Genomic DNA, 26,754 nt, shown 5'->3' with positions numbered 1-26,754 from the left:
CTCATGAAAGTCACTTCGTTGCGAACCCGGATTCTGCTCATTTCCTGCCTGACGGTGGTGGGCGCGCTGATTCTCTCTGGCATCACGACTTACGTCATCGTGCGTGACAGCATGATGTCGAGCATCGCCGACACGCTGTCGGCCGTGGCCAATGGGAATGCCGGCACCATCGAGCGCTGGTCCGCCGACAAGGCGCAGGCGGTCGTGGCGACGTCGCAAGTCGTCGAGAAAGGAGATCCGGCCGGGCTCGTGAAGCTCATGGGCAAGACCAATGACTTCCCGATCACGAGCATCGGCTGGTCGGACAAAACATTCTTCTCCACCGCGCCCACGCCGCCGGACTACGACCCGACGGCGCGCCCGTGGTACAAGAGCGCCCTGGCGGCGGGCAAGCTCACCGTCACCAAGCCGTATGGCGATTCGTCGACCGGCATTCCGTATGTCGCCTTCACCGCACCGATCCTGCGTGACGGCCAGACCACCGGCGTGGTCAGCGGCGCCGTGGCGCTCACCGGCGTGCAGGACATCATCAAGGCGGTGCATCCCACGCCGTCGAGCCTCGCGCTGGTGGTGGCGAGCGACGGCCAGGTGATCGCTCACCCGGATAACAAGTTCTCGCTCAAGCCGTCAACGGACGTGGCGCCCGCGCTCACCGCCGACTCGCTGCCGGGCATGGCTGCCGACGGCGCCGCACCGGTCGCGATGGACCTCTCCGGCGCACCCAAGCTGCTCAAGGCCAAGCGCATTCCGGGCACGGACTGGTATCTGGTGGTGGCGCTCGACCGCACGGAAGCCACGGCGGGCCTGACACATGTGCTGGGCGCGACGGGTATCACGCTCGTGGTGCTGACGTTGATCGCACTGGTCATCGCCTCCATCTTTACGTCGCGCGCGTTCAAGCGTCTGTCGATCGTGCGCGACGCCATGGACACCATCGGCTCGGGCGACGGCGACCTGACGCAGCGTCTCGATGTCATCGGACAGGACGAGGTGGCGCAAATCTCGAAGTCGTTCAACGCATTCGTCGACAAGATCAGCTCGGTGATGCTCGATGTGCGCTCGGGCGTGTCGTCGATGACATCGGCCACCAGCGAGATCGAGATGGGCAACCGCGATTTGTCGCAGCGCACGGAAGCTTCGGCGGGGTCGTTGCAGGAGACGTCGTCAGCGCTCACGGAGATGACGTCCAGCGTCAAGCAGACGGCCGAGACCGCCGAGCATGCCACGCGCCTGGCCAACGAAGCGAGCGCCGCCGCCGCGCGTGGTGGTCAGGTCGTCACCGATGCGGTCGGCACCATGGCGGCGATCACGCAGTCGTCGGAGCGCATCACGGAGATCATCAGCGTGATCGACGGTATCGCGTTCCAAACCAACATCCTGGCGCTCAACGCAGCCGTGGAGGCCGCACGTGCCGGCGAGCAGGGACGTGGCTTCGCCGTGGTGGCGGGTGAGGTTCGCACGCTGGCCCAGCGCAGTGCGGCGGCGGCACAGGAAATCAAGACGCTGATCGAGACGTCGGTGCAGAACGTCAAGAGCGGTACGGAGCGGGTGCAGGCGGCGGGCACGACGATGAACGAAATCGTCGACGGCATTACGCGCGTGCAGCGTCTGGTGAGCGAGATCAACGGCGCCATGACCGAGCAGAGCACGGGCATCAGCCAGATCGACCGCACGGTCTCGGAGATGGATCAGGCCACGCAGCAGAACGCCGCGCTGGTGGAAGAATCGGCGGCCGCGTCGGCCATGCTGAGCGAGCAGGCGCGTATGCTGGCGGAGACGGTGGCGCGCTTCCGTCTGCGCGACGGGCAGCACGCGGCGCCGCACGCGCCGTCGTTGTCAGTGGTGGGGTCGATGAAGCGTCGGGCGGCTTGAGGCGCGGCAACGGCCGTTCACAAAACGCGATTTTCCCGTTACAATCTCGCTCCCCTGCCCAGGTGGCGGAATTGGTAGACGCACTATCTTGAGGGGGTAGCGCCGAGAGGCGTGCGGGTTCGAGTCCCGCCCTGGGCACCAGGCATTCAAAAGGCAGATGAGCGCGAGTTCGTCTGCCTTTTTGTTTTGCAAGCCTGCTTCACCGACGCCCGGAGGACGTTAGCTGCGCGTGACGGTTCCGGCGTTCCCACGCGCATGGAGCGTCTTCTTCGAGAGGCGATATTCGTGCCACGTCAGTGCAATGATGGCAATGTCGAGTGCCGAGAGGACCAGCAGCCATGGCGAATGGGTGAACGTGAATCGGTAGAGCTGGTAGACAACGAACAGGGCGAACGCGACCATCGAAACGGGGAAATACCAGAGCTTGTCGCGCAGCAAGCCGATGATCAGCCATAACTTGATCACACCGTGCGCGAGCAGGTAAGCCGCCGCGAATTTCTGCGAGCTGACGGAAAGATGCTGCACCGCATGCAGCAAAAAGCCGGCGACGACATCGTGCGGATCTTCCGCCATCTCGTTCCCTGTCACCCAAAGCACGATCGACAGCAGAAAATGTCGAGGGATAAAGTACGCAACAATGCCGCCGACGATCTCCGCTAACGCGAAGAGCGCCTTTATCCACAGGCTCGCCTCGAAGATGAAATGGAGCCGCTTCTCGTAGACGTCGGACAGGCCCGTCACGCCCCGCCCCCTCATGCGCATCGGTCGATGCGCCCGGCACGACGATAGTCACACTCAGACCGGTTCGTGCGCGCTCGTCCGCGTAAGCGAGACGAACATCGGCGCCGGCCTTCTCTGCAATGGCCTTCACGATCGACAACCCAAGGCCCGATCCTACTTCGCTGGTTCCCAGCCCTCGGTAGAAAGCATCGAAAACACGATCGCGCTCCTTCGGCGCGATCCCTGGACCGGTGTCCTTGACGCGCAGAACGGTTTGCCCGTTGCCCGACGCGAGCACCATGTCCACACGCCCCCCGGCCGGCGTATAGCGAATCGCGTTGTCGACCAGATTCTTGATCAGCATGCTCAGGTCCGCCTCGCTCATCGGTAGCGACGCGTCCTCAGTCGCTTCAATGCCGAGGTCGATGCCCTTCGCTTCGGCCAGCGGGTACAGCGTTTCCAGCGTCTCGCGGAACACCCGCAGGACGGAGTCGGTGGTGGCATGCCCGTCGCTCTGTGTTGCCTGCACGCTGGACAGCGTCAGCAGGTGCTCGAGCATGTGTCGACCGCGCTCGATGCCCTGGCGCAATTCCACCAGGCGCTCCCTGGCCGTCGCGGACATATCCGCCTCGGCAAGTCGCTCTGCCTGAAGCGAAAGCGCCGTCAATGGCGTGCGCAATTCATGCGCGGCGTCGGCCACGAAGCGGTGCTGCGCATCGACCGACGTCGACACGCGCGACAACAGGTTGTTGATGGCACGCAGAAACGGACGAATTTCGTTCGGCAGATGCTCGGTCGACACCGGATGCAGCTCGCTGTATTGACGCCGGTCGATCTCGCTCGACAGGCTCGCCACCGGCCGGAATATCCTGCGCACCAGCCAACCGACCACCAGCAGCAACACGGGAACGAATGCCACGAGCGGCATGATGGTCCGGATCGCGCTGGTCCGGGCGATCTGGTCGCGCACGTCCGTCTCTTGCGCCACCGCGATGCGCGCGCCGGATTGCAGCGTCTTGACCAGCACCCGATACGGCTCTTTGCCCACGGTGACGGTCGACAGGCCGTCGGCCATCGTTACCGGCAGCGACAGCGGCAGCTTGTCGTCGCCGTCGCCCGCGCCCGGACGCGTTGCCACCCCGAGCGGCTGAACGACCACGCGTGCCTCTTCCCCACTCGCCTGCGGCGCCTGGGGCGCCTGAAGATTGCGAAATTCGCTGGTCTGCAGATGGTTGTTATCGACGAGGGCCGCGACCTGACGCAGCACGTCGTCCTGCAGCTCATGGGCTTCGTCGAACGCCGCGGCGAAGGAAATGACCCCGGCGATCACGGCAAACACGAGGATCGCCACCGAGAGCCACAAGCTCAGGCGCAGGCGAATGGAATCGCTCAATCGCCCTTTAATACCATCCATCCCGCTCCCCTCACGTTTTTTATGATGCTCGAACCGAGCTTCTTGCGAAGCGAGTGAATGAGAAATTCGATGGCGTTGCTCTCGACCTCGTCTCCCCACCCGTAAATCCGGTCTTCCAGATCGCTTCTGGACAGGATGGCACCGGGCCGCGTCAGCAACGCCTGCAGCAAAGCGAACTCCCGATTCGACAATTGCACCGGCGCAACGTCCGACGTATGGGCTTTCCGGGTACCCGGATCGAGCGTGACGATGCCGTTCGACATGACCGGCAGCGCCTGTCCCGCCTGACGCCGCATGACCGCCCGGATTCGGGCGAGCAATTCCGCCATCTCGAAAGGCTTCGGCACGTAGTCGTCAGCGCCGGCGTCGAGGCCCTTCAATCGTTCCGGCAACGTATCGCGCGCCGTGACAATGATGATCGGAACCTGATGGCCTCGCGACCTCAGGCTTTGCAACACCGCATGACCATCTTTGCCCGGCAGGCCCAGATCCAGCAGTATCAGGTCGTAATGCTGGCAGTCGGCTGCCGCCAGCGCCGCCGGTCCGTCGGTGACCCAATCCACGGCGAATGTCGCGTCCTTGAGCGAATCGCGAACGACACTGCCGATCATTGGATCGTCTTCGACGAGCAAGATGCGCATGCCATTTCCTTTCTAGCGACGGATCAGTGCGCTTTCGCCGCGGCGCGCTGCCGGAACAAGAGCAGACTCGTCAGAATAAATGCAAGCAGGGCAAACGACGCCGAGTACCGGCTCAGGGCAAGCCCACCCGCGCTGACCGGCTTGTCCAGGAAATCGCCGACAACGGCACCCAACGGACGCGTCAGGATGAAGGCTGCCCAGAACAGGAACGTGCGCGACGTCCTTGTCCACAAATACGCACCGACGAGCACCAGCAGGAGCGCTCCGAACACCACCGCCGCGCCTGTATAGCCAAGCCCTGCCGTGTCCGCCGTCCAGTCACCCAATGCGGTGCCCAGCGTCTGCGAAAACATGATCGTAACCCAATAAAACGCTTCGGCCTTGGGCGAGTGGATCGAATGCACGGACACGGAGCCCATCGTGCGGTACCAGAGCCAGAGCGAGCCGAGCAACAAGGCGAGCAGGATCGACGAGCCCCGGCGTAGCCGATGCCCAGCGACCGATCGGCGAAGTCAGCGAGCGTGGTCCCGACCGTCGTCGTGGCAATGATCGTCACCCAATACAACGCGGGTGAAAATGCCTTGGCGCGAATCTGCGCCGAGACGGCAATGGCGAACACCACGGCAAAAATCGCGGTGCCGACAAGGTAGCCGAGGTTCATCGACATGGAGACGGCATCGCCCCCGGTCTCGCCCAAGGTCGTGGCGGCGATCTTGATCACCCAGAAGAGGAGTGTGACCTCGGGAACCTTGCTTAGCGTTTTCTGTACGTTTGCATTCATGTTTTGGGGTGTCATGGAAAGATTCAGACTCGCTGACGCGCCGCGGCGCGCTCAGCGATGGAGAGATACAAGACCAGCGCGAAGATTGCGGAAACGAATACGGCGCTGGTGCCGACAACACCCAGGCCCAGACCGCCATTGGATAAAGGTTGTGAGAGAAGATCACCACACGATGCCCGAACGGGCGAGTCAGAATATAGGCGACCCAGAAAGTTGTGACAGCATTTCGATGAAACACAAATCTCGCCGTCGCCGCGACGCCGATCAGCGCACCGAACAACAAAGCGGAATTCGCGTATCCAAGATTGAGCCCCTCGGCTACCCAGTCGCCCGCCGCCGTTCCCAATGCGAAGGTGAGCAGAATCGCCGTCCAATAGAATAGCTCCCGCTTTATGTTGTCGATGGAATGAATCGACAAAGTACGCTCCTTCGCGTACCAGATTCCGAACGTCGTGAGCAACGCGGCCGAAAACGCAAGCGTCGACACCGCAAGCGGTACGCCAAGGTTGTCGCTCAAGTTGTCAGTAACGAGCGTTCCGAAAACACTGACAAATACGACGGTGCTCCAATAGCGCCATGGAATGTATCGGCGCGCATTGATTTGCAGTCCCAGAAAGACCGCCAGCAGCAAACCCATCACGGCAGACGTACCGGTCAATCCGAACCCAAGATTGACGTTCAAGAAGTCGGCCGCCGTCTCTCCGACCGTCGTCGACATCATTTTGATGAGCCAGAACGTCAGGGTCACGTCAGGCACTTTGTTTAACCATACCGGGCTAGATGCATTGATGCGATTCATGCTTGCCTCCGGGTTCATTAGATAACATGTGAAGTGTCCAGTAAAACGCTTAGCTCACCCTTAGTCCGCCGCACGGCATGTTGCTCATGCCCGAACCCATCCACGTTCGATCAAACGCGCGAAAAGCTTCTGGTGAATCGCCATGGCCAGACGGTAGGCTGCTGTTCGAAGCCAGCGCATCTGCCGCGTGGCAAGCGAAGCGGAAATGCCCGCAACAACCGCCGATCCCGCCATATCCATCGGGTAATGCACGCCGAGGAAAATGCGTGCCCACGCCACGGGGAGGCCGAGCAGTGCGACCGCAATGCCCACGGCTCGGGTTCGGTTGTCCAACAGGAGCGCGCAGGCGACGGACCAGATCAGCGTGAGGTGATCGCTCGGAAATGAACTGTCTGCCGCGTGCGCCAGATAGGTGTGTCCGATGCCAACGACAAACGGTCGCGGATGTTGCCACACCCAGCCAATCGCCTGATTGACTGCGAGGCCGATGGCGCCGGCGATGGCGGCGGCAATCAGCGACCGGCGCTGCGCCTCGTCGGCGCGCAGCCACAACAGTCCCATTGCCACGGGCACCGTCAGAATCAAATACTGCGCAAAGAAAACCGCCGTGCCGAATACCGCGGGCGTGGGTAATGTCGACGCATTGAGCATGAGAAACAACGTGTCGTTCAGGCGCTCCATGCGGCGTCTTCCTTGAAATGAGATGGCTTAAAGTGACGCGGGAATTCCCGCAAAACGAAGCCTAAGCCTTCTCACTTAGCCACGCATTAGAATCCGGGGCAAACTGAGCGACTTCGGCGCAGTGATGGTCGCGGCGCATGACGGCCAGGACCCGCCGAAAACGCATTCGCCCGCGGCCACCGGGAACGGTGGGCGGGCGAATGGATTCGACGGGTGAATTCGTGCGGCGCGACGGCGATCAGGCAGCGTCGCGCGAGAGACAGCCTATCAACGGGTCGTGCTGGGCGCCGGCTGGTTCTGCACGGGCAGCATCTTGTGCAAGGTGCCGTCACGCAGTACCCAGTGATGGTAGAGCGCCGCACAGATATGCAGCCCGATCGCGCCAAGCAATACATACGCGAGGAACGAGTGCACGTCGCCCATCGAGTGTCCGAACGACGAGCCCTGTGCCGACAAGGCAGGCAACGGCACCGCACCGAGCAACTTCAGCCCATAGCCCCGTGCCGAGGCGTTGATCCAACCCAAAACGGGTACCACCACCAACAGTGCGTATAAGCCCTTGTGCGCAAGGGAGGCGAACGTGTGCAAGATCGACTTCACGCCATTGACCGGGGTGCTGCGACAACGCGCCCACACCAGTCGAATGGCAGTGAGTCCCAGAATCGTGACGCCCAGTGAGAGATGCCATGCGACAAGTCCGATGGCGGGGGTGTTCCGCGTGATATCGGGCATCGCCAAGGCGACAACGAATTGCGCAGCCAACAGGGCTGCAGTAAGCCAGTGCAGATAGCGGGATGCCGCATCGTAACGGGTAATGGTTTGTTTCATCGAAGCCTCTTCGCCACTGATTGAAAACGTAATCCGGCTGACACGGTCGCCAAGCGCCGTGCCCCATGGATCAGAATTCTGGGGCGCGACACTTAGCGAAGACTTAGCAAGTGCGCATTTCGTGACCGAATCGTCAATATCGATCGGCCAGACGCCGCGTGACGATTACGGATGCGCATACTGCCGCTCGATCGACGACTCACTCGCGACCTGCATCGTCGGAGCCCATGCCGCTTGCGTGCGGGCCGTCAGGTGAACCACGGGATAGGCGTTACGGGACTGCGTGAGCAAGCCGTGCTGCTCGGCGCGGCTCAGGCTTTGCTCGACGGCAAGCCGCGTGACGTGCATCTGCGAACGTGGGTTCATCGCGGTCTCGGGATAGACCGTGTCGCCTTGCTGCAACAGCCCATGCCTTTCCGCGTTCACGAGTTGCGCGTACACCTGCGCACGTGTGGGCGAAGAGGACTGAGCACCGCTGGCCATCACGGATTGGCTTTGCGCCGCTTGAGCGTTGATCTGTAGTGCACCAAGCAATCCCGCCACGGCGACGAGCGCAGCAACATATGAGGTCTTCATGATCGAACTCCTAAGGGTGACGATGGGTGTGAAGGGGCGATGACTCAGCCATCGCGCAACCTTCACATTGATCGTAGGCGCGCTGCCTTAGCGAACCCTTAGCGCGATCGCGCGTTGCCCCTCGGTCATTCGTCACACGCGCGTGAGTGCAGTTCAGCGCACGAAACGACGATTTCGCTACCGCTCGACGAGACGGCTGTGCCTGAACACAACGCCTTTGATCTCATCCAGAACGAATGCGAACACGGTCACGGCGACCAGGAGCATGCCGATGAGCGTTATTGGGACAGCCGCCATCAACGTTCCGCTCGCGGCCATGCCACTGACGATGACCACGGCGCTCACGCTCGCCACCACGAGGACCCGGCTGGGCGCCAGCGACCCTATCCGCCCGTCGGTGCGCAGCACATAGACGTTGGCCTGCGTCGTAAAGACCAACAAGAGAAATACCAGCGTCTGCATCTGCGCAGGATCCAAGCCGAGCCGGCTGCGCATCGTCGCGTAGAGCGACAGCGAGAACACCAGCGACACCGCCGCCAGAACGGCTGCCGCACCGATGAGTTGTCCTACTTGCCAGCGCTGCGGTCGGCTTGCTGGCAGCGTCCTGTCGGCGGCAATACTCATCGTGACAAAGTCATTCGCAAACAGCAGCAGCACGATCAACGGCGACGAGATCACGAAGCCGTGCGTGAACCACAGACCGAACGTCAGGAACACGACGATTTCCAGCGTCTTGACGACTTTATTGAGGATGTACGTCAGCATGCGGCGATGCACCTCCCGTCCCGCCGCGACCACCGACAATACGCCCTCCAGACCTGGATCGGTCAGCACGACGCCTGCCGCCGCCTTGGCCACATCGGTCGCGCTGGCCACGGCGATGCCGAGTTCCGCCTGACGCAACGCGGGGGCATCGTTCACGCCATCGCCTGTCATGCCGGTCACGTGCCCTGCCGCTTGCAGTGCGGCAACGATGGCGTGCTTCTCTTCAGGCAAGACGCGCGCAAAGATATCGCATTGCTCAGGGTGACGCAGATCGTCGGCGTGCGCGGTACATACACGCGCGCCAAGGCCCAGCCGTAGTCCGATGGACTTCGCCGTTTCCAGCGCGTCGCCCGTGGCCATGCACACCCGCACCCCCAGGTTGCCCAGCTCGACGATGAGATCCCGGGCATCGTCTCTGGGTGGGTCGGACAGCGCCACGAGGCCCACCAGACGGACCGCGCCAGCGCCGCCTTGCGCAACAGCCAGCACGCGCGCGCCCGCGCCCTCGAGCAACTGCGCGGCATCGGCAATGGCGTCCGGTTGCGTGGGCGGCGCGGCGCACTGCGCAAGCACGGCACGGACCGCCCCCTTCAGCGCATACCATTCGGTGCCATCGACGAGATAGACACCCTCGCTGAAGCGCGTCGCGGGATCGAAAGGGCGAAAGGCTTTGCGCACAGGGAGCGCTTGCGCATCGGGTTGGCCGCGATGGGCCGCGAGAATAGCGAGGTCCAGGGGATCTTGCGAAGCATCGTCGCTCGCCAGCGAGGCGGCGCGCAGCACAGCGATGTCATCGAAACCGTCGAAGCCCGTCACTTTTGCTACCGACAACTCGTTCTTCGTCAACGTGCCGGTCTTATCGGAGAGCAACGTGTCCATCGCCGCGGCCTCTTCAACTGCCGGCAGTCTCGTGACCAGCACGCCTTGCCTGGCCAACGCGGCACTCGACATCGCGGTGGCCAGCGTGTAGGTCGCCGGGAGCGCGACCGGCACGGACGCCACGAGCAGCAGCAACGCGAAGATCGCCGTCTCCGTCATGGGAAGTCCGTGCGTCACAGCGTAGAGAATCACCAGGACCACCAGCACGGCGTCGAACGCGACGAGACGTTTGACGATCGCGAAAATGGTGCGCTGCATGTGACTCGGCGCATTTGAGGTGCGCACCAGTTCAGCGGTCCGGCCGAAGTAGGTGCGTGCCCCGGTGGCCGTGACCTCGCCACTGCCTTCCCCCTGACGCACGATCGACCCTGTAGGCCGGCTGCCCCGGACCGGCGCCGACGGCCAGCGACTCGCCCGTGAGCGCCGATTGATCGAGCGACACGGCGCCGTCGAACAACATGAGGTCGGCGGGCACGATGTCGCCGGCGCGCACGTGAACGACATCTCCCGGCACGAGTTGGGTGGCCGATAGCCGCATCCATTGCGCATCGCGCATCACGCGCGCACTGACTCGCAACTGGCGACGCAGCAGCGCCAGCGCGTCCTTGGCGCGACGTTCCTGGACAAACGCGACGGCCGCATTGAAGGCCAACAGGAACAGGATGACGAGGGCCTCCTGAGGTCTGCCCAGCGCCACTTGAAGCACAACGACCGCTTCCAGCATCCACGGCACCGGCCCCAGAATTTTCCAGCGAGCTGGCGCCACGCGGGGAGCCGCACATCCTCGATGACATTGGCGCCGAACTGTTGCAGTCGATCCTGCGCCTCGGGGGTCGTCAGCCCTTTCGCAGGGTCGGTGGGTGGCAGCGGGTCTTCCGCTTCGGGATGCATGGCAGATGACATAACCTTGGGCGGCGTACGCATGGTCGTTGTCCCGTTGGTGGCCCATCGCGTGCGCGACGGGCCTACCCAGTCCCCGTCGTGCAGCGGGGACCTAATAGGAATCCTACGCCTTATTCCCGGGTTATCAGCGGGAGAACATCGACGTCAGTGCGACAGCACTTCCAGACGTACGCCATTCGTCTTCGGTCCGAATGCCCCGATGGAAATCATGACGATCACCATGCAGACCGTAATGCCGGTAAAGACGCCGGGCACGCCGAAGTCGCGCAGCAATGCCGCGATGAGAAAGCCGGAAAGCATGGCGCCCGCTCGACTGGCCGAATACACGATCCCGTTGGCGCGGCATCGGATCGCCGTCGGGAAAAGCTCGGCCTGATAGGCGTGGTAGCAAACGGAGATGATCTGGCCGAACAGGCTGATCACGATACCGCACACGATCAGCCCCGGCACGCTGGTCAACCGGGCGAACGTGAGACCGAAGATCACGACGGCCGCAGCGGAGCCGACGATGAGCCACTTGCGCTCGATTCTGTCGGCGAAGAAGAGAGTCAGCGCCGGTCCGAGCGGTAGCGCAAACGCGATGATGAAGGAATACAGCAGGCTCTTCGTTACCGTAATGCCCTGACCGATCAACAGGGTCGGCACCCAGTTGGCGAATCCGTAGTACCCGATGGCCTGACAGAAGTTGAACGCGATCAGCATCAACAAACGCGAGCGGTACGGCGGCTGAAGCAGCTCGGTGAACGTCGCCCGGCGCTGCGGCGGCAGTTGGACGACGTCAGCCGGCGCCGGCAACGGCGATCCGGTTTCCTTCATCACGGCTCGCTCCATGTGCGAGACGATCGCGTCGGCTTGGTCGGCGCGACCATTCATGGCGAGCCAACGCGGGCTTTCCGGCACGGCGCGTCGCACAAACCAGACCAGCACCGCGCCCACCGAACCCGCGAGCACCACCCAACGCCATCCGTCGAGTCCGAACAGGGTGGTCGGCACCAACCAGTAAGACAACAGTGCCGCGACGGGCGCAGCCGCGAACATGACCATCTGGTTAAACGCCATCGCACGTCCGCGCATGTGTTGTGGCATCAGTTCGGTCACGTAACTGTCGATCGTGACGATTTCCACACCGACGCCGATCCCGGCGATGAAGCGCCAGATGATCAGCGACTCCGGTGAGTTCGACAGCGCCATGATGGCCGAGCAAACCGAGTACCACAGCAGTGAATACGTGAACACGACGCGGCGGCCGAAGCGATCCGGCAACCCGCCGAAACAGAACGTGCCGACAAACAAGCCGGCGAACGTCGCGGCAATGAAGCCGGCAATCCCGTGAAATCCGAACAGCGAATGGGTGGTGGCGCTCAGAAGACCGCTCTTCGCCATGCCGGGCGCAATGTACCCGGTGAAAATCAGGTCGTAGATTTCGAAGAAGCCGCCCAGCGAAATCAGCAAGACGAGCTTCCAGAGATAGCCGGTAACCGGCAGCCGATCCATTCGGGCCGCGACTTCCGCGGCGGGGTGAATGTCGGCGGAAACGTGATTTGCTTCAGAGGGCGGTGCGCCCGCGGTCAGACCTGTTGTCATGCTTGTCTCCAGAGTGTCCATCGCGGCATGGGTTTTGTTATGGCGCCGCGACATCGTTTAAGCGCATATCACTCGCGTGCTTCGCCAGACGTGCGAATGCGCGGTTGCGGTTTCGTTAGGCGGCGACCCTGCGCGTCAGACGCCCGAGGATTTGCTGCGTGTGTTCACCGACTTTTGCGAGCGCCTGCCTGACGCCGGGACGGCGCCCGCCCAACGTGATCGGCAGTAGCACGACATCGGTGACGGTGCCGTCGTCGGTCTCCATCGGCGCGATGCCGCCGCTGGCGCGAAGATGGGGGTCGTCGAGCAACTGTTCGGGACGCACGATCGGCGCGAACGGAATGCCCGCCGCTTCGAGTCGAGGCATCAGCGCTTGCATGTCGTGGTGACGAAGCACGGCGCCGAGTCGCTCCAGCAGGTGCGGTCGCACGGCGACGCGGTCGGCGTTCGTGGCGAATTGCGGTTCGGCGGCGAACTCGGGGCAGCCGAGTACATCGCAGAGCTTGAGGAACTGCTTGTCGCTGACCGCGCCGATGAAGAGCGGCTCGTCGTGGGCGAGCGTGAACACGTCGTAGACGCTCCAGGCCGACACGCGGGCGGGCATCGGCGGAGGCGCTTCGCCCGTCATCGAGTACTGCTGCATGTGCTGCGAGCTGAGGAAAACGCAGTTCTCGAACAACGCGCTCTGCACCTCCTGGCCCCGGCCTGTCGCATCGCGCTCGCGCAGGGCGGCCAGCACGCCGATCGCGCCGAACATGCCGCCCATGATGTCGTTGACCGATGTGCCTGCGCGAAGCGGGCGGCCCACAGGGCCCGTCATGTACGAGAGCCCGCCCATCATCTGCACCACTTCATCCAGCGCCAGACGCTTCTCGTACGGCCCGGGCAAGAAGCCCTTGTGCGATACGTAAATGAGGCGCGGGTGTTCACGGGACAGTGTCGTGTAATCGAGGCCACACGACGCCATCAACCCGGGGCGGAAGTTCTCGATCACGATGTCGCACTCGCCAATGAGTTCGGCCGCCGTTGCTCGGCCATCGTCGGTATTGATGTCGATGACGACGCTTTTCTTGTTGCGATTGAAGGCGCGGAAGAATCCGATGCCCAACCCCGGCAACTTGCGTGTCTTGTCGCCGCCGGGTGGCTCGACCTTGATGACCTCGGCGCCCAGGTCCGCGAGAATCATCCCGCAGGTCGGGCCCATCACCATGTGGGTGAACTCAACGACTCGCACGCCGTCGAGCGGCAAACGATTTTCTTGGGACATCGTGGCAATCCTCAGGCAGCGGTCGGTAGCGTCTCGTGCGACGCGTCCGTCAATGGGGGCCGTCCGGCGCGCGCGAGCGCACCGTGGAATGTTTCACCCGGCAACCACGTGCTCAGGCGGGCGCGAAGAGCAAGGAGCGCATCGATATCGAGCCCCGTCGCAATGTGCATGTCATCCAGCATGAAGGCCAGATCTTCGGTGGCGGCGTTGCCGCTTGCGCCTGGCGCGTGCGGACACCCGCCAATGCCGCCAAGGGACGTATCGAAGCGATCGACACCCGTGCCGAGTGCCGCGATCACGTTGGCCAACGCCAATCCGCGCGTGTCATGGAAGTGACCGCACCACAGGCGCTCGCCGGCCAGCTTGCGCGCTTGCGTAAACAGCCGGCTCACCGCGCCGGGGCCGGCGTAACCCACCGTATCCGCCAGGCTGACGTCGTCGGCGCCGACGTCGAGCAACGCAGCGAGACAGCGCATCACGTCGGCTTCCGGCACGACCCCTTGCAGCGTGCAGCCGAAGGCTGTGCCCACGCCGCCCTCGATCTTTGTTTTGACGCCGGCGGCGTCGCGTGCGGCACGCATGCGCCCGACCTCCGCGATAACGTCATCGGGCGTTTTGCGCAGGTTGGCCAGGCTGTGCGCATGGCTCGCCGAGAGGGGAACGAGCAAGCGGTCGACACCGCAGGCCAATGCGCGCTCGGCGCCTTTCAGGTTCGGCACCAGTGCGCTCACGGACAAGCCGGGCAGGGTGCGCGCGTGGGCCACGAGTGCGGGCGTGTCGGCGAGTTGGGGCAGCCGCTCAGGGGGCACGAACGAGCCGACCTCGATTTCGCGCAGACCGGCGGCGTAGGCCGCGTCGATCCACTCGATCTTGCGTTCGGTGGGCAGCACGCTGGACAGGCTTTGCAGCCCGTCGCGCATGCCGACCTCGCGCAAGACGACTCGCGACGGATACAGGGACATGGCATCTCCAAAGTTATCGGTGCCGGTCAGATCACCCGGCTTTTGTGCTAACTTTAGTCATTCCCGAATGGAAATAAAGAGAAGAAAAGGCAGCCTAGGCGTTCCATTCCGGAATGTCAGAATGGAGCCGACCGAGGAGGCGCTGTGCGCGACATTGATTTGAAGACCCTGCGCTTGTTCGTGGCCGTGTGCGACCACAACAACATCGGTCGCGCGGCGAGCGAGGCGCATATCGAACCGTCGGCGATCAGCAAGCGAATTGCGCAGATGGAGTCGGACCTTGGCGTGACGCTGTTGACCCGCACGCGGCGCGGGGTACAACCCACAGCCGCCGGCTTGGCCGTGCTGGAGAATGCGCGCAGCGTGTTGTTCACGATGGAGCGAATCGCGTCCGACGCGGCGTCGTTCGGGGGCGGATTGAAGGGGCGGGTGAGCCTGTGTGCGTCCGCGTCGGCCATTGCGGAATCGCTGTTGGACGATATCTCCGACTTCATGTCGATCCCGGCCCATGCCGACATTCGGGTGGATGTCGAGGAGCGGCTGTCGGTCGATCTGGTGCGCCGCATTCGCGAGGGCGCCGCATCCGTCGGTGTCTGTTGGGACAACGTTGCGCTGGACGGCTTGCAGGCGGTGCCGTACCGCGAAGATTCGCTGGCCTTGGCGGTGCATCCGGCGCACCCGTTGGCCGGGCGCCGCTCGCTGTCGTTTCACCAATCGCTGGACTACGACCATGTGGGCATGCCCCCGGCGACGGCGGTGCATACGTTGCTGCAGCGAGCAGCCGCGAATGTCGGGCGGACCGTGACTTATCGCGCGGTGGTATCGAGCTTCGATGCGGCGTTGCGCGTGGTTGCCGCGAACCTGGGCATCAGCGTGATTCCCGCCGAAGTTGGCGAGATCTACCAATCCAGCATGAAGATCAAGACGATCCCGCTGACCGACAGTTGGGCTCGCCGACGCTTCATCATCTGCTATCGCGACTTCGACACGTTACCGCCCGCCGCGCAGCGAATGGTCGAACATCTGGTGGAGCGCGCTCGCGCCCAATCGTGACTATGCGACGGTATTTCCGGGGCGTCGCACAGTATTGGCCGGGTCGAGCGGCATGGCGCGGCGTATGATTTCAGTCATAGTCAGCGTGGCGTGCCGCCGGTAGACTTCGAATGCACTTTCGATTGGAGTTATCCATGAAACGCCCTTCACTGTTGTTGGTTGGGGCCGCGACCGCCGCCCTGTTCGGTGGCGCCGCTTTCTCATCGGTCGCCTTCGCCGACCTCGCCGCGCGCCAGGCGACGGTGGCGCAGCACGGGGCGGAGGTGATGCCGTTCTCGTTGGGCGCGACTACCCATGTCTTTACGAAAACGACCACGGGCGGCGTGCAGCAGGTTGTCACAAAGCATCGCGACCCGAAGCAGGTCGCGCTGATCCGCGAGCATATGACCGTCATCGCGCGCCAATTCGCGGCGGGCAACTTCGGGGCGCCCGAAACGATTCACGGCAGTGACATGCCAGGTCTAAAGGTGTTGCAGGACGCCCCGCCGGGCGAACTCAAGGTCAGCTATCGCGACTTGCCGAATGGCGGTGAGATCGTCTATCGCGCGACCGAGCCGCGCGTGGTCGACGCGCTGCATGCATGGTTCGACGCACAGTTGTCCGATCATGGTCATGACGCCATGGCGGGACACGATCCCGGCATGATGCACCACCATCCGATGAACGCTTCGACGGCGAAGTAAGTCGCGCATACCCACCGGGACACGCATGGCCGATCTCTCCGATGCCCTCGCCCCCGGATCGGTGTCGTGTCCGCCAACGTGGCCGGACGCACTGCGCGAATCCGCCCGGTTGCGCCGGTACGAGGCTAACACTTACGTGTTCAAGCGCGGACAGCGGGTCGAGTCGGTGTATCTGATTCAAACGGGGCAGGTGCTGTTGCGACGTGACGAAGCGCACGGCGAATCCATCACGTTGCAAACCGGAGGGCCTGGCGATTTCCTGGCCGAGGCGAGCCTCTTCAGCTCGCACTATCACTGTGACGCGTTTAGCGGCGGTGCGAGCGAATTGCTGGCGTTTCCAGCGAAGGCCCTGCTGGCGTGTCTGCAGCGCGATGCCGGGTTTGCCATCGATTGGATCCGGCTGCTGTCGCGGCAACTTGTACGCAGCCGCGCCCGCGCGGAACGCCTGACGCTACGTTCTCCGCGCGAGCGCGTGCTGCATTGCCTGCGGCTGGAGTGCGACGATCAAGGACGGTTCAAACCACCCGGAACGCTCATGCAATGGGCCGCCACCCTCGGCGTCGCCCATGAAACCCTCTATCGCACGCTGGCGCAACTGGAACATGATGGGACGATTGTGCGCGACGGAGTCGAGATTCGGGAGGCCTCGCGTCGGAGTGAGGTCCCGACGAAATGAGAGGTCGCGGCTAGCCGTGCGGTTTGAGCTGCGTCGGCGTCTCGCCGCAGGCCGGTCCGATGAGGCACTGGCCTGCGGCACCGAAGTCCTGGAGTCTGCAGTGGGCTCGATTTCCGGATGTTCAGAGACTGGCGAGTACCTGCCCGAGAAACTCACCAACGCGCGGGTGACAAGATTCGGCGAAGAACTCTTGAGGTGCCGCATCAACCAGAATGCGCCCACCGTCAATAAAGATGACACGGTCAGCCACCTTTCGGGCAAACGACATCTCGTGAGTGACACACAGCATCGTCATTCCTTCCGCCGCCAGAGTGACCATCGTGTCGAGGACTTCCTTCACCATCTCCGGGTCAAGCGCCGACGTAGGTTCGTCAAAAAGCATCACTGCAGGATTCAGGCATAGCGCACGCGCAATGGCCACCCGCTGTTGCTGACCGCCGGAGAGTTGCGGCGGATACTTGCCCGCTTGACTTCCCACTCGAACCTTATTGAGCAGCGCCATCGCGACCTGCCTGGCCTTGGCGGCATCCAGTCCCCTCACCTTCATTGGCGCGAGCATGCAGTTCTTGAGCACGCTGAAATGCGGAAACAGATTGAAGCTCTGGAATACCATGCCGACGTGCCGACGGACATCGAGCGGCTTCTCGTATCGCGCCCCCGTCGCGGGGTCGCGAACGACGATGGTTCCGCCATCGATATCCTCCAGCCCGTTAATACATCGAATCAAGGTCGACTTCCCTGAGCCGGAAGGACCGCAGATGACAACCTTCTGCCCCGCGTAGATTTTCAGGTTGATATTCTGCAGGACGGTGTGCTCGCCGAACTTCTTGGTAACGTTGCTCAGCTCAACGACCGGGTGATGCGTTGCGTTCATTGCATATTCCTTGGGGGACATGGTCAGGCCGTCGCCTTTACGGCTTCGCCGGAGGGGACTCGCATGGCGCTCGTCGTCTGGCGCCTGTGCCGCAAGTAATCGGAAAGTTCGGCAACCATCGAGCAGACAACAAAGTAGACAACGGCGGCGAATGTATAGAACTCAACGAGCTTGCCGTCGCGCTGGGCAATCTTCGACGCGGCGCCAACGAAATCCGTCAGCGACAGGACGTACACGAGCGACGTATCTTGGAACAGGATGACGGCTTGCGTCACCATGATCGGCACCACGGCCTTGACTGCCTGCGGAACGATGATCAGTGAGAAGGTTTGCCAAGTGCTGAGCCCGAGCGCCTTCGCCCCCTCAAACTGCCCACGCGGAACGGCCAACAGGCCGGACCGAATGATTTCGCAGAAATACGCCGCTTCGAAAAGCGTGTATGTGACGAAAGCGGTCAACTGCGGACTGACCGAAACGGACATCCCGTTCGGTGAGAGGGTACGAAGCGCCACCGGCACAAGAAAGAAGAACCAGAACAACACCATGATGAGGGGAATGGAGCGCATCACCGTGACGTAGGCCCAGATGATTTTACTCAGCACGGGCACCTCAATATGGCGAACGACCGCCATGGCGGTACCGATGACCAGTCCCCCGGCAAAGGCGACGAGCGTCAGCTGCAGCGTGAAAACCATGCCTTGGCCGAGATAGGGGAGCGCAGCGACAATGGCTTCGTAGTCAAACGTCATGACAATGACTCCGTTACGGGTGCCAACGCCGACTTTTTCGTCGACGAGAATCTGCGGATGACCAATTCGGCGACACCGTAGATAAGCAGCGAAAGGACGAGGTACGTTACGGTGACGACGCTAAACGACTCAAACGTTCTAAATGTGAATTCGTTCATTTGTTGCGCTTGTGCCGTCAGTTCCAACAGCCCGATGGTCATCGCCACCGACGTGTTCTTGAGCAGTGCAAGCGCCTCGCTCGTCAACGAAGGGGCCATCGTCCTCAGCGCTTGTGGAATCAGAATCAACGCGTACGTTGTGAAGCTCGACAAGCCCAACGCAAACGCGGCCTCTCGCTGACCTTTGGGCAACGACTGAATGCCGGAGCGAATCTGTTCGGCGACGCGAGCGCCTGTATAGGTGCCGACGGCTACCAGCGCAGGTACGAAACTCCCCAAGGCGGAGGCATCTGCTTGAGTGCCGAACCCAGGCTGACGGGCAGCAACTCGGGAAGCACGAAATACCAGAGAAACGCTTGCATCAGGAGCGGTACATTGCGAAATACCTGAACGTAGGCGCGCGCGATGACACGGAACCCAAGACTGCGTGCGGTCCTGCCGCTCCCTACGACGATGCCGAGGACCGTAGCAATGACAGCGCCGCCTAGCCAAAGAAGCACGGTCCATTCGAGTCCGGACAGGAGCCAGTCGATATACCGGCCTCCGTCGATGGTGGTTTCAAAAAGCAATTCCATGGATGACGTAGCAAAATGGGGGCAGCGCTCGCTGCCCGTTGGCAATGTCTGTCAGGAGGGAACCTTATCGCTCGGGGATGTGACCCGAGCCTTCAGGTCCTGACTCATCGGAAAGTTAAGTTTGATGCCACGCGGGGGAATCGCGTCTTCAAACCATTGCTTGTAGATGCGGTCGAATTCTCCGGAAGCCATAAGCGATTTCAGCGTGTCATCCACGACCTTCTTGAACGCAGGGTCATCTTTCGCGATCATCAGACCGTAATAAAGCGAGTTGTACGATTCCGGCATGAAGGTGTAAGCACTCGGATCCTTGGCGTCAGCCTTCTTCGCGGCCAGGAGGATGTCGTCCTCGATGAACGCTGCTGCGCGACCATTCTCCAGCACGAGCATCGACTCTCCGTGGTCATGCGCCGGAATGTATTTCAGGTTCAGGTGGTTCTTCTGGCTGATTTCCTTCGCAAACTCCAAGGCGTTGGAGCCTTGCGTGTAGACGACGGTCTTGCCCTTCAGGTCGGCAGCCGTCTTGATGCCGGAATTTGCCTTCACGAGCCAGCGTGTGTGGCTCACAAACGTCGCGACGGAAAAGCCCACCTGCTTTTGTCGGTCCAGGCTATTGGCCGTGCTGGCGCATTCGATATCGACGTTCCCGTTGTTCACCAGCGCGATTCGATTGGCCGACGTGACAGGTACGTTCGTGATTTTCAACGAGGACATACCGAGCGTTTGCTTCACTCTATCCGCAATCTTGTGGCACAGATCAATGGAAAAGCCAACGTAGTTCTCCTTTTGGTCGAGGAATGAAAACGGTACGGACGCATCCCGTACGCCGAGACGGATTTCACCGGTGCCCTTGATCTTCGCCAGCGTGTCAGCCGCCTGCACGTTGCTGACCAGGACGAATGCGCTCGCCGCGACAAGAATCACCTGACTAACTCGTTGCAACATACCCCGAACTCCTTTTGACTGAGGCCTCATCGACCCGTTAAGTGATAAACGCCGGATAGGGCGTAAATGCACTCTAGGCAGTCAAAAAATAGAAAAAAAGGCGGTCATTTCTTTCCGAATAAGAAAGAAAATCTTCCCTTTCAAGTCGATCGGCGGAGGATTCGGGGCGAAAAGAACTGCGGGGAAATGGGTAGAAAGGCGCACCAGCCGTGGCCCGCAGGATAGCTGCGTGCGTTTGAATTCGGTCGATGGATACGCGCTTATCAAGCGTCGTCGCGGCGCTCAGACAGACGCCATGTCCGGGAATGTACCGACGCCATAGACCCACTCCGCGCCACCGCGCGGGACCTCGTTCGGCAGGATGTTCGCGATCAGACGAACTGCGTCGCTGCATTTTGCAGCGCGTCCAGCACGGCGGCCACCGCCGGACGCTTCGCGACACCTCTGGGCGAGGCAACGAATACCCGGCGATTCAACACAGGCGCAAGCGGGATGATAGACAGATCGGCATCGAGTTCCGCATGTTTGAGCGCCAAGCGCGGGAGCACGGCGACCACGCAACCTGTTCTCACAAGTTCCAACGTCACTGCTGTATTGCGACTGCTGGCCGTGACCCTGGGCGTGAACCCGGCCGCATAGCAGGCGTTCAGGATGAACGTGTGGTACGTGGATGCGGATTGGTTCAGCGCCCATCTCTCGTGAGCCAAGTCCGCCAACTGGATGGACTTTCTCGAAGCCAGCTTGTGCGACGCCGAAACGACCGCGTCGAAATGATCCACGCATAGCGCAATGAATTCGAGCGCATCTGCCAGCGATTCGGCGTTGACCAAGTCATCGACGATCGCGATATCGGTTTGCTTTGCCGCAGCGGCGCGCAGCCCCTCCGACGGTTCCAGTTCCGTAAAGATGACGTTGAGCTTCGGGTGTTGCTCCACCAGTTGATGGATTGCACGTGGCACCACGGTACTCGCTAGCGAGCCAAACGCCGTCAGCCGCACCTCGCCGATACCTCGATATTCGCGGCAGCGACTTCCGCCTCGATCTCCTCGACCATCGCAAACAGGTCGGTCGATCGAGCCACCAGACGGCGGCCTGCGGGTGTGAGTTGAACCCCGCGTCCAGAGCGCTCGATCAGCACGGTTTCCAGGTCGTCTTCAAGTTGCGCCAGTTGCTGCGATACCGCCGGCCTGGTCAGGTGAACCGCTTCGGCGACGGCGGAAATCGTGCCCAACACGGACAACTCGTGAAGCAATCGCAAACGTCCCAAGTGAAGCATCGTTCTGTCTCCCTGCCAAGAAGGTACGGCACCTAATGGTAAGCAATATTTACGCATACCGTCAAAAAGTGTCGTCTTTTTTTTCTTAATTTGTCTACCTATATTTCACTTCACCGAGATTCCGCTCGCGACGATGGACGGGGCCCCCCCTGAATGGCGTGAGCTTGCGAGCGGTGCCCAACGCACCGCATCGGCCCTTACAACCCGGTCTTAGATGGAGAAAGTGGAAATGAAGATTGCATTCATTGGTGTTGGACGCATGGGGGGACGCATGGCCGCCCGCCTACTCGCAGCCGGCCATGAGGTTCGTGTGTATGACCCGAGTCAGGCTGCCGTTGACTCGCTGGTTGCCCAGGGTGCATCCGGCGCAAAAAGTCCGGCCGATGCCGCGCGCGGCGCCGAGCGAATTCTCCTGAGCTTGCCGAGCCCCAAAACCCTGCGCGATGCCGTGATGGGCGAGACAGGCGTACTCAAAAGCGCAGTCGATGGCGCCATCATCGTCGACTTCAGCACTGTCGATCCTGCCACCACCAAGGAGATCGCGGAAGTTGCTGCCAAGCAAGGCGTGTACTTCGTCGACGCACCGGTCAGCGGTGGCGTGCTGGGCGCGGAGAGCGGCAAGTTGGTCCTCATGGTTGGAGCGACGGCCGAGCTGCTGCAAAAGCTGCAACCGGTGTTCGACGTTCTCGCCGGGCGCGTGGTGCATTGCGGACCGACAGGCGCGGGGCAACTGACCAAGCTGAGCCACAACCTGCTCACCGCCATCAATACCGTGGCGCTGGGAGAAGTACTCACCGCAAGCGTCAAGGCAGGCGCGAACCTGGAAGTGCTGTGCGAAGTCCTGTCGGCAGGTCTGGCCGGCAGCAAGATGCTCGATTACCTGCCGAAGACCTTGTTCACGGCGGAGCGCCCCGCGAACTTCGCCATCGACCTCATGCACAAGGACATCAAGCTGTGCCTCGACGAGTTCTCGAATCTCCCGATGCCGCTTGGTCAGTTGGTGCTCCAGACCTACAACGCAGCCCGAGCGAAGGGGTTGGGCGGCAAGGACTCCACCAGCGTCAATGAAATCTACGAAGCGTTGATGGGTGTGCGTCTGAGCCTGCCGACAGCGAAATAAGCCCCCGTACTCGACAAGGAAATTCCGTGAACACTCACACCGACAACCTCACCCCCGAAGTCGTGTTGCCGAACGCCGGCATCACCGGTTTGCTCGTCAACGGCGAATGGCGTAAGCCGGCCAACGGCAAGACGCTCGACGTTGAAAACCCTTCGCGTCGCACTATCTTGGCGACCATCGGTGCCAGCGACGCCGATGACGTAGCGGCTGCCGTGGCAGCCGCCAGCGCGGCCTTCCCGACGTGGCGCCGCATGGCATCGCGCGCACGCGGTGCGCTACTCATCGAACTGGGCAACCGCGTGACGGCGAACGCGGAAGAAATCGCGCGCGTTCTTGCCGCAGAAAGTGGCAATGCACTGCGCACGCAAAGCCGCCCGGAAGTGTTGGGGGCCGCCGAAGTCCTGCGCTATTACGGCGGCGTCATTGCCGAGCAAAAGGGCGAAACCTTACCGCTCGGTCCGGGAATATTCAGCTACACCACACGTGAGCCGCTGGGCGTTGTCGGCGCCATCATCCCGTGGAACTCGCCGGTCGTTCTGGCTGCCGTCAAGATCGGCATGGCGCTCGGCACCGGCAACACCCTGGTGCTCAAGCCGGCGGAAGACGCGCCTCTCGCCGTCATCAAGATTGCCGAGCTGGCCACGGACCTGTTCCCTGCGGGCGTATTCAATGTCGTCACGGGGACGGGCATCGATGCGGGTGCGCCGCTATCGGCACATCCGCATGTCGCGAAAGTGTCGTTCACAGGGTCGCTCGAAGTCGGCAAGTTGGTCGGCCGTGCCGTTGCCGATCGTATCGCGCGCTCGACGCTTGAGCTTGGCGGCAAGAGCCCCTGCATCGTGTACCCGGATGCTGCTACGCCGGAGCATATCGACGCAACAGTGACGGGCATCATCAACGCCATGCGATTCGCTCGCCAAGGCCAGTCGTGCACGGCAGGCTCACGCCTCTATGTCCACACCAGCGTGTGGGAGCCGGTCATGACGAAGCTCGTCGCCAAGGTGAAGGAAATGAAGATTGGTGACTCGCTCGACGAGACCAACGACATTGGCGCCATCATCAACGCCGAGCGTTACGCCGAAGTGCGCGCCTTTATCAAGGAGGCCATCGACAATGGCGCCAAGGTATTGACCGGATCCTTGCCGCCGACCGTCGAGGAAGCCAAGGGCTTCTTCCCTGAACCCGTGATTTTCGCCGGCGTGGATAACCGCTGGCGTGTTGCCCGTGAGGAGGTCTTCGGTCCGGTGCTCGTCGCCATCGAGTGGTCGGATGAAGAAGAAGTGCTCAACTGGGCAAACGACACGGTGTACGGTCTGGCCGCCTACGTCTTCACCAACGACCTCACGACGGCGCTTCGCGCGACAGAGCGCATCGATGCGGGTTGGCTCCAGGTCAATCGCGCCGGCGGACAGATTCCCGGCATGTCATACGGCGGCGCGAAGCAAAGCGGTATCGGCGCCGAGTACTCGATCGAGGGGGCGCTCGAGGCCTATACGGCCCGCAAGAGCGTGACCATCAACGTATAACTAGAAATAAGCGTGGCGGTCCGGCAACGACCGGGCCGCCGTTGTGAGTTTGGTGACAGGCGAGGTTCATCGTGACGACAAATCTCAACATCGCGGCACATGCACAGAGCGACGGTGGGCACAGGGTGTCCACCCGAGCAGCATTCAGCTCTTTCATTGGAACAACCGTCGAGTGGTACGACTATTTCCTCTATGGAACGGCGGCTGCATTGGTGTTTCCAAAGGTCTTCTTCAACGACCTATCTCCGGAGCTCGCGACGTTGGCGTCGATGGCTTCGTTTGCAGTGGCATTCATCCTGCGCCCCTTGGGAGGTATGGTCATTGGTCACTTTGGCGACCAAACCGGCCGCAAGAAAATGCTGCTCTTCACGCTCCTGGTGATGGGGCTTTGTACCGCAGCCATCGGCTTTTTACCAACCCAAAATGCCATCGGCCACTGGAGCCCCGCACTCTTGATCCTGTTACGTTTGATCCAGGGTTTCGCCCTCGGTGGAGAGTGGGGAGGCGCTGCGTTGATGTCTGTCGAGCACGCCCCCGAAGGCCGGCGCGGATTGTTCGGCAGCACGATGCAGATGGGTGTGCCCGCGGGACTGCTCGTGTCCAGTGGCGCCTTCGCGATTGTCTCATCGCTCCCCGACGACCAGTTCTTCACCTGGGGATGGCGCATCCCGTTCATCTTGAGCCTGGCGTTGCTGGCGGTGGGTATGTACATCCGCTTGCAAGTGACGGAGCCTCCCGCCTTCGAGAAGGTGCGAAGCGAGGGCAAGGTATCGCGCGCGCCGCTGCTTGAAGTGTGGCAAAACGAAAAGAAAAAGACACTCATCATGGTCTTTTTCCAGACGGTCGCGAACGTCGGATACTTCCTGATTACCGTCTATGCGCTGACCTACATCACCACCACGCTTCACCTGCCTCGTAGCGTTGCGTCGACGGCACTGCTGATCGCTGCGGCGGTGGACTTGGTCATGCAACCGTTCTTCGGCTGGCTCTCGGACAAGTGGGGACGCCGCATCGTGTATGGCATCGGTACGGTCTTCTTCGGGCTGTATGCATTCCCCATGTTTTGGCTGCTCGATACCGGCAATCCCACACTGATTACCGTCGCCATCTCGTTGGGTCTTGGCATTGGTCACGCGGCGACTGGCTCGTTGCACGGGGTGATTTACGCGGAGCAGTATCCGACACGATATCGCTTCTCGGGCTCTTCAACCGCGTATCAGTTGTCGGGAATCATCTCGAGTGCGCCGACACCGCTCATCGCAGCGTGGCTGGTGTCGCGCACCGGTAGCTCCGCCGCAGTCTCGTGGTATGTCGTGGTCGCCGCCGTTATCTCGATGATCTGCATCTTGATGGTCAAAGAGACCTACCGCGCCCGCATCGACCAGTGACGGGAGATATCGTGACACCGCTGTCCAATCAAATTACCGGCGAGCGCATCGACCGTCTTATGACGGTCGAGATTCGACCGATGTCCGGTGGCTTGCCGCCCGGCTACGTGGTTCCGATGTACGCCATCTGCCGATCACATCATGGCGAGCCGCTCAGCTCATTGGCGGCGCGCCGCCTCGCCGACGTGCTCTCGCACGGCGACACGGTCTTTATCGCCACCGGCGCCGGGACCGCGCCGAAACTCCCCCAGGGAGAGACGGACGGCCCTGTTGGCGCCGCAGTCCTCGCGCGGGCCCTGATGCTTGGTTATGGCGCTCGCATCGTGATGGTGACGGAAGAAGCGCATTCGGCCCCGGTGGAGGCCGTAGCAAACCTCGTGAATGCCGATTTACCCGACTGCGCCCCCATTCAGACCGTTTGCTTTCCCCTTGGGAAGTCGGGCGGCGAGCGCTATGCACAAGCGCTGATGAATACGCATCGACCTCGGGCCGTCATTTTCGTCGAGCGAGACGGACCAAACGTCGAGGGCTTCTTCCACGGTGTTCGGGGAGATTGCCGACATCCGGACGACGTCGGTCACGTCTATCTTCTCGCCGATATGGCGAGAAAGGCAGGCGCCTTGAGCATCGGCATCGGCGACGGCGGAAACGAGGTTGGCTTCGGTGCAGTTCGTGATGCCATTACGGCAGCACACCCTTACGGTGGGCGTTCCCTCGCCGGTCACGCGTCGGGGGTCGTGACCGTTACCGCCACGGACGTGGTGGTCAGTGCATCGGTATCCAACTGGGGGGCTTACGCGGTCGCAGCTGCGCTCGCGTGGCAATCCAATCGTCCCGAACTATTGCATTCGCCGGCCTCCGAGTTTCAGCTCATCGACGCGACCGTAAAAGCGGGGGCTCGAGACGGGGCGACCTCGCTTGCCGAAGCGGCGGTCGATGGCATCGACTGGGAAGGCCACGCGGCGTTTGTCGCGCTCCTTAGGAGCGTTATTTCCGTTAATCGCTGACCGATAAGGAACCCGTCGTCGCACTACGGATTGAGCGACGACGGGATAAACA

23 protein-coding genes, 1 tRNA gene and 4 pseudogenes are annotated in these 26,754 nt (G+C 62.0%); 9 read left to right on the top strand and 19 right to left on the bottom strand.

What is annotated here, in order from left to right:
* Window positions 1–3 precede the first annotated feature (3 nt).
* On the top strand, window positions 4–1,872 hold the full coding sequence (locus DRB87_RS00360; RefSeq protein WP_130024433.1) for a methyl-accepting chemotaxis protein: 1,869 nt from the start codon (window positions 4–6) through the stop codon (window positions 1,870–1,872).
* Window positions 1,873–1,928: 56 nt separating this feature from the next.
* Window positions 1,929–2,013, top strand: a tRNA-Leu gene (locus DRB87_RS00355).
* Window positions 2,014–2,091: 78 nt separating this feature from the next.
* Here the strand turns inward: DRB87_RS00355 and DRB87_RS00350 are convergent.
* The 12 genes and pseudogenes from DRB87_RS00350 to DRB87_RS00295 form a co-directional block, all read right to left on the bottom strand.
* Window positions 2,092–2,628, bottom strand: coding sequence for a DUF2127 domain-containing protein (locus tag DRB87_RS00350; RefSeq protein WP_130027635.1), 537 nt, complete (start codon window positions 2,626–2,628; stop codon window positions 2,092–2,094).
* Between the two features lie 19 nt (window positions 2,629–2,647).
* A pseudogene (locus tag DRB87_RS00345) lies at window positions 2,648–4,006 on the bottom strand (ATP-binding protein); the annotation flags it as partial.
* Window positions 3,982–4,647, bottom strand: a complete 666-nt coding sequence (locus DRB87_RS00340) for a response regulator transcription factor (RefSeq protein ID WP_130024432.1) — start codon at window positions 4,645–4,647, stop codon at window positions 3,982–3,984. The pseudogene DRB87_RS00345 and the gene DRB87_RS00340, both read right to left, overlap by 25 nt.
* 23 nt (window positions 4,648–4,670) lie before the next feature.
* Window positions 4,671–5,428 (bottom strand): annotated as a pseudogene (locus tag DRB87_RS00335) (hypothetical protein).
* Window positions 5,429–5,451: 23 nt separating this feature from the next.
* Window positions 5,452–6,227: pseudogene (locus DRB87_RS00330) on the bottom strand (hypothetical protein).
* Between the two features lie 84 nt (window positions 6,228–6,311).
* Window positions 6,312–6,908, bottom strand: a complete 597-nt coding sequence (locus DRB87_RS00325; RefSeq protein WP_130024431.1) for a phosphatase PAP2 family protein — start codon at window positions 6,906–6,908, stop codon at window positions 6,312–6,314.
* 267 nt (window positions 6,909–7,175) lie between these two features.
* Window positions 7,176–7,736 carry a cytochrome b gene (locus DRB87_RS00320; protein ID WP_130024430.1) on the bottom strand — a complete coding sequence of 187 codons (561 nt, stop codon included), beginning with the start codon at window positions 7,734–7,736 and terminating at the stop codon, window positions 7,176–7,178.
* 165 nt (window positions 7,737–7,901) lie between these two features.
* Window positions 7,902–8,312, bottom strand: coding sequence for a DUF4148 domain-containing protein (locus DRB87_RS00315; RefSeq protein WP_130024429.1), 411 nt, complete (start codon window positions 8,310–8,312; stop codon window positions 7,902–7,904).
* Window positions 8,313–8,489: 177 nt separating this feature from the next.
* A pseudogene (locus DRB87_RS00310) lies at window positions 8,490–10,859 on the bottom strand (plasma-membrane proton-efflux P-type ATPase).
* 144 nt (window positions 10,860–11,003) lie between these two features.
* Complete coding sequence (locus DRB87_RS00305) at window positions 11,004–12,443, bottom strand: MFS transporter (protein ID WP_130024428.1); 1,440 nt, start codon at window positions 12,441–12,443, stop codon at window positions 11,004–11,006.
* A 115-nt stretch (window positions 12,444–12,558) separates the two neighbouring features.
* Window positions 12,559–13,710, bottom strand: a complete 1,152-nt coding sequence (locus DRB87_RS00300) for a CaiB/BaiF CoA-transferase family protein (RefSeq protein WP_130024427.1) — start codon at window positions 13,708–13,710, stop codon at window positions 12,559–12,561.
* A gap of 11 nt (window positions 13,711–13,721) precedes the next feature.
* Window positions 13,722–14,672 carry a hydroxymethylglutaryl-CoA lyase gene (locus DRB87_RS00295; RefSeq protein ID WP_130024426.1) on the bottom strand — a complete coding sequence of 317 codons (951 nt, stop codon included), beginning with the start codon at window positions 14,670–14,672 and terminating at the stop codon, window positions 13,722–13,724.
* Window positions 14,673–14,816: 144 nt separating this feature from the next.
* Between DRB87_RS00295 and DRB87_RS00290 the strand changes: the two genes are divergently transcribed.
* The 3 genes from DRB87_RS00290 (at window position 14,817) to DRB87_RS00280 (ending at window position 17,084) form a co-directional block, all read left to right on the top strand.
* Window positions 14,817–15,725 (top strand): LysR family transcriptional regulator, encoded by a 909-nt coding sequence (locus DRB87_RS00290; protein ID WP_130024425.1) that lies wholly within the window; start codon window positions 14,817–14,819, stop codon window positions 15,723–15,725.
* Window positions 15,726–15,859: 134 nt separating this feature from the next.
* A complete protein-coding gene (locus DRB87_RS00285; protein WP_130024424.1) occupies window positions 15,860–16,408 on the top strand; it encodes an aspartate carbamoyltransferase in 549 nt (182 codons plus the stop codon).
* Window positions 16,409–16,544: 136 nt separating this feature from the next.
* A complete protein-coding gene (locus DRB87_RS00280; RefSeq protein ID WP_240756124.1) occupies window positions 16,545–17,084 on the top strand; it encodes a Crp/Fnr family transcriptional regulator in 540 nt (179 codons plus the stop codon).
* A gap of 121 nt (window positions 17,085–17,205) precedes the next feature.
* On the opposite strand, the gene DRB87_RS00275 is transcribed toward DRB87_RS00280, so the two are convergent.
* The 7 genes from DRB87_RS00275 to DRB87_RS00250 all read right to left on the bottom strand — a co-directional run bounded on the left by DRB87_RS00275 (window position 17,206) and on the right by DRB87_RS00250 (window position 21,661).
* Window positions 17,206–17,979 carry an amino acid ABC transporter ATP-binding protein gene (locus DRB87_RS00275; RefSeq protein ID WP_240756123.1) on the bottom strand — a complete coding sequence of 258 codons (774 nt, stop codon included), beginning with the start codon at window positions 17,977–17,979 and terminating at the stop codon, window positions 17,206–17,208.
* Between the two features lie 2 nt (window positions 17,980–17,981).
* The gene (locus DRB87_RS00270; protein ID WP_130024422.1) at window positions 17,982–18,707 is read right to left on the bottom strand and encodes an amino acid ABC transporter permease; all 726 of its coding nucleotides are present in this window, start codon (window positions 18,705–18,707) and stop codon (window positions 17,982–17,984) included.
* Window positions 18,704–19,144, bottom strand: a complete 441-nt coding sequence (locus DRB87_RS23175) for an amino acid ABC transporter permease (RefSeq protein ID WP_206100052.1) — start codon at window positions 19,142–19,144, stop codon at window positions 18,704–18,706. Before DRB87_RS23175 ends, DRB87_RS00270 begins: the two co-directional genes overlap by 4 nt.
* The gene (locus tag DRB87_RS23170; RefSeq protein WP_206100051.1) at window positions 19,117–19,440 is read right to left on the bottom strand and encodes an ABC transporter permease subunit; all 324 of its coding nucleotides are present in this window, start codon (window positions 19,438–19,440) and stop codon (window positions 19,117–19,119) included. The genes DRB87_RS23175 and DRB87_RS23170 overlap by 28 nt, the downstream gene beginning before the upstream one ends.
* 51 nt (window positions 19,441–19,491) lie before the next feature.
* Window positions 19,492–20,364 carry an amino acid ABC transporter substrate-binding protein gene (locus DRB87_RS00260; RefSeq protein ID WP_240756122.1) on the bottom strand — a complete coding sequence of 291 codons (873 nt, stop codon included), beginning with the start codon at window positions 20,362–20,364 and terminating at the stop codon, window positions 19,492–19,494.
* A gap of 392 nt (window positions 20,365–20,756) precedes the next feature.
* The gene (locus DRB87_RS00255) at window positions 20,757–21,383 is read right to left on the bottom strand and encodes a LysR substrate-binding domain-containing protein (protein ID WP_165385213.1); all 627 of its coding nucleotides are present in this window, start codon (window positions 21,381–21,383) and stop codon (window positions 20,757–20,759) included.
* On the bottom strand, window positions 21,374–21,661 hold the full coding sequence (locus DRB87_RS00250) for a LysR family transcriptional regulator (protein WP_165385212.1): 288 nt from the start codon (window positions 21,659–21,661) through the stop codon (window positions 21,374–21,376). The genes DRB87_RS00255 and DRB87_RS00250 overlap by 10 nt, the downstream gene beginning before the upstream one ends.
* 229 nt (window positions 21,662–21,890) lie before the next feature.
* Between DRB87_RS00250 and DRB87_RS00245 the strand changes: the two genes are divergently transcribed.
* From DRB87_RS00245 to DRB87_RS00230, 4 genes are all read left to right on the top strand, one after another.
* Window positions 21,891–22,781 carry an NAD(P)-dependent oxidoreductase gene (locus DRB87_RS00245; protein ID WP_206100050.1) on the top strand — a complete coding sequence of 297 codons (891 nt, stop codon included), beginning with the start codon at window positions 21,891–21,893 and terminating at the stop codon, window positions 22,779–22,781.
* A gap of 26 nt (window positions 22,782–22,807) precedes the next feature.
* Window positions 22,808–24,307, top strand: a complete 1,500-nt coding sequence (locus DRB87_RS00240) for an aldehyde dehydrogenase family protein (protein ID WP_130024417.1) — start codon at window positions 22,808–22,810, stop codon at window positions 24,305–24,307.
* Window positions 24,308–24,378: 71 nt separating this feature from the next.
* Complete coding sequence (locus DRB87_RS00235) at window positions 24,379–25,695, top strand: MFS transporter (RefSeq protein WP_206100049.1); 1,317 nt, start codon at window positions 24,379–24,381, stop codon at window positions 25,693–25,695.
* An 11-nt stretch (window positions 25,696–25,706) separates the two neighbouring features.
* On the top strand, window positions 25,707–26,702 hold the full coding sequence (locus tag DRB87_RS00230; protein WP_130024416.1) for a glutamate cyclase domain-containing protein: 996 nt from the start codon (window positions 25,707–25,709) through the stop codon (window positions 26,700–26,702).
* Window positions 26,703–26,754: the final 52 nt, after the last annotated feature.

It is taken from the genome of Pandoraea sp. XY-2 (assembly GCF_004193915.1).
GTDB lineage: Bacteria > Pseudomonadota > Gammaproteobacteria > Burkholderiales > Burkholderiaceae > Pandoraea > Pandoraea cepalis.
Note: the sequence above shows the minus strand (reverse complement) of the source record. Positions and strands in the feature narration are given on the sequence as shown.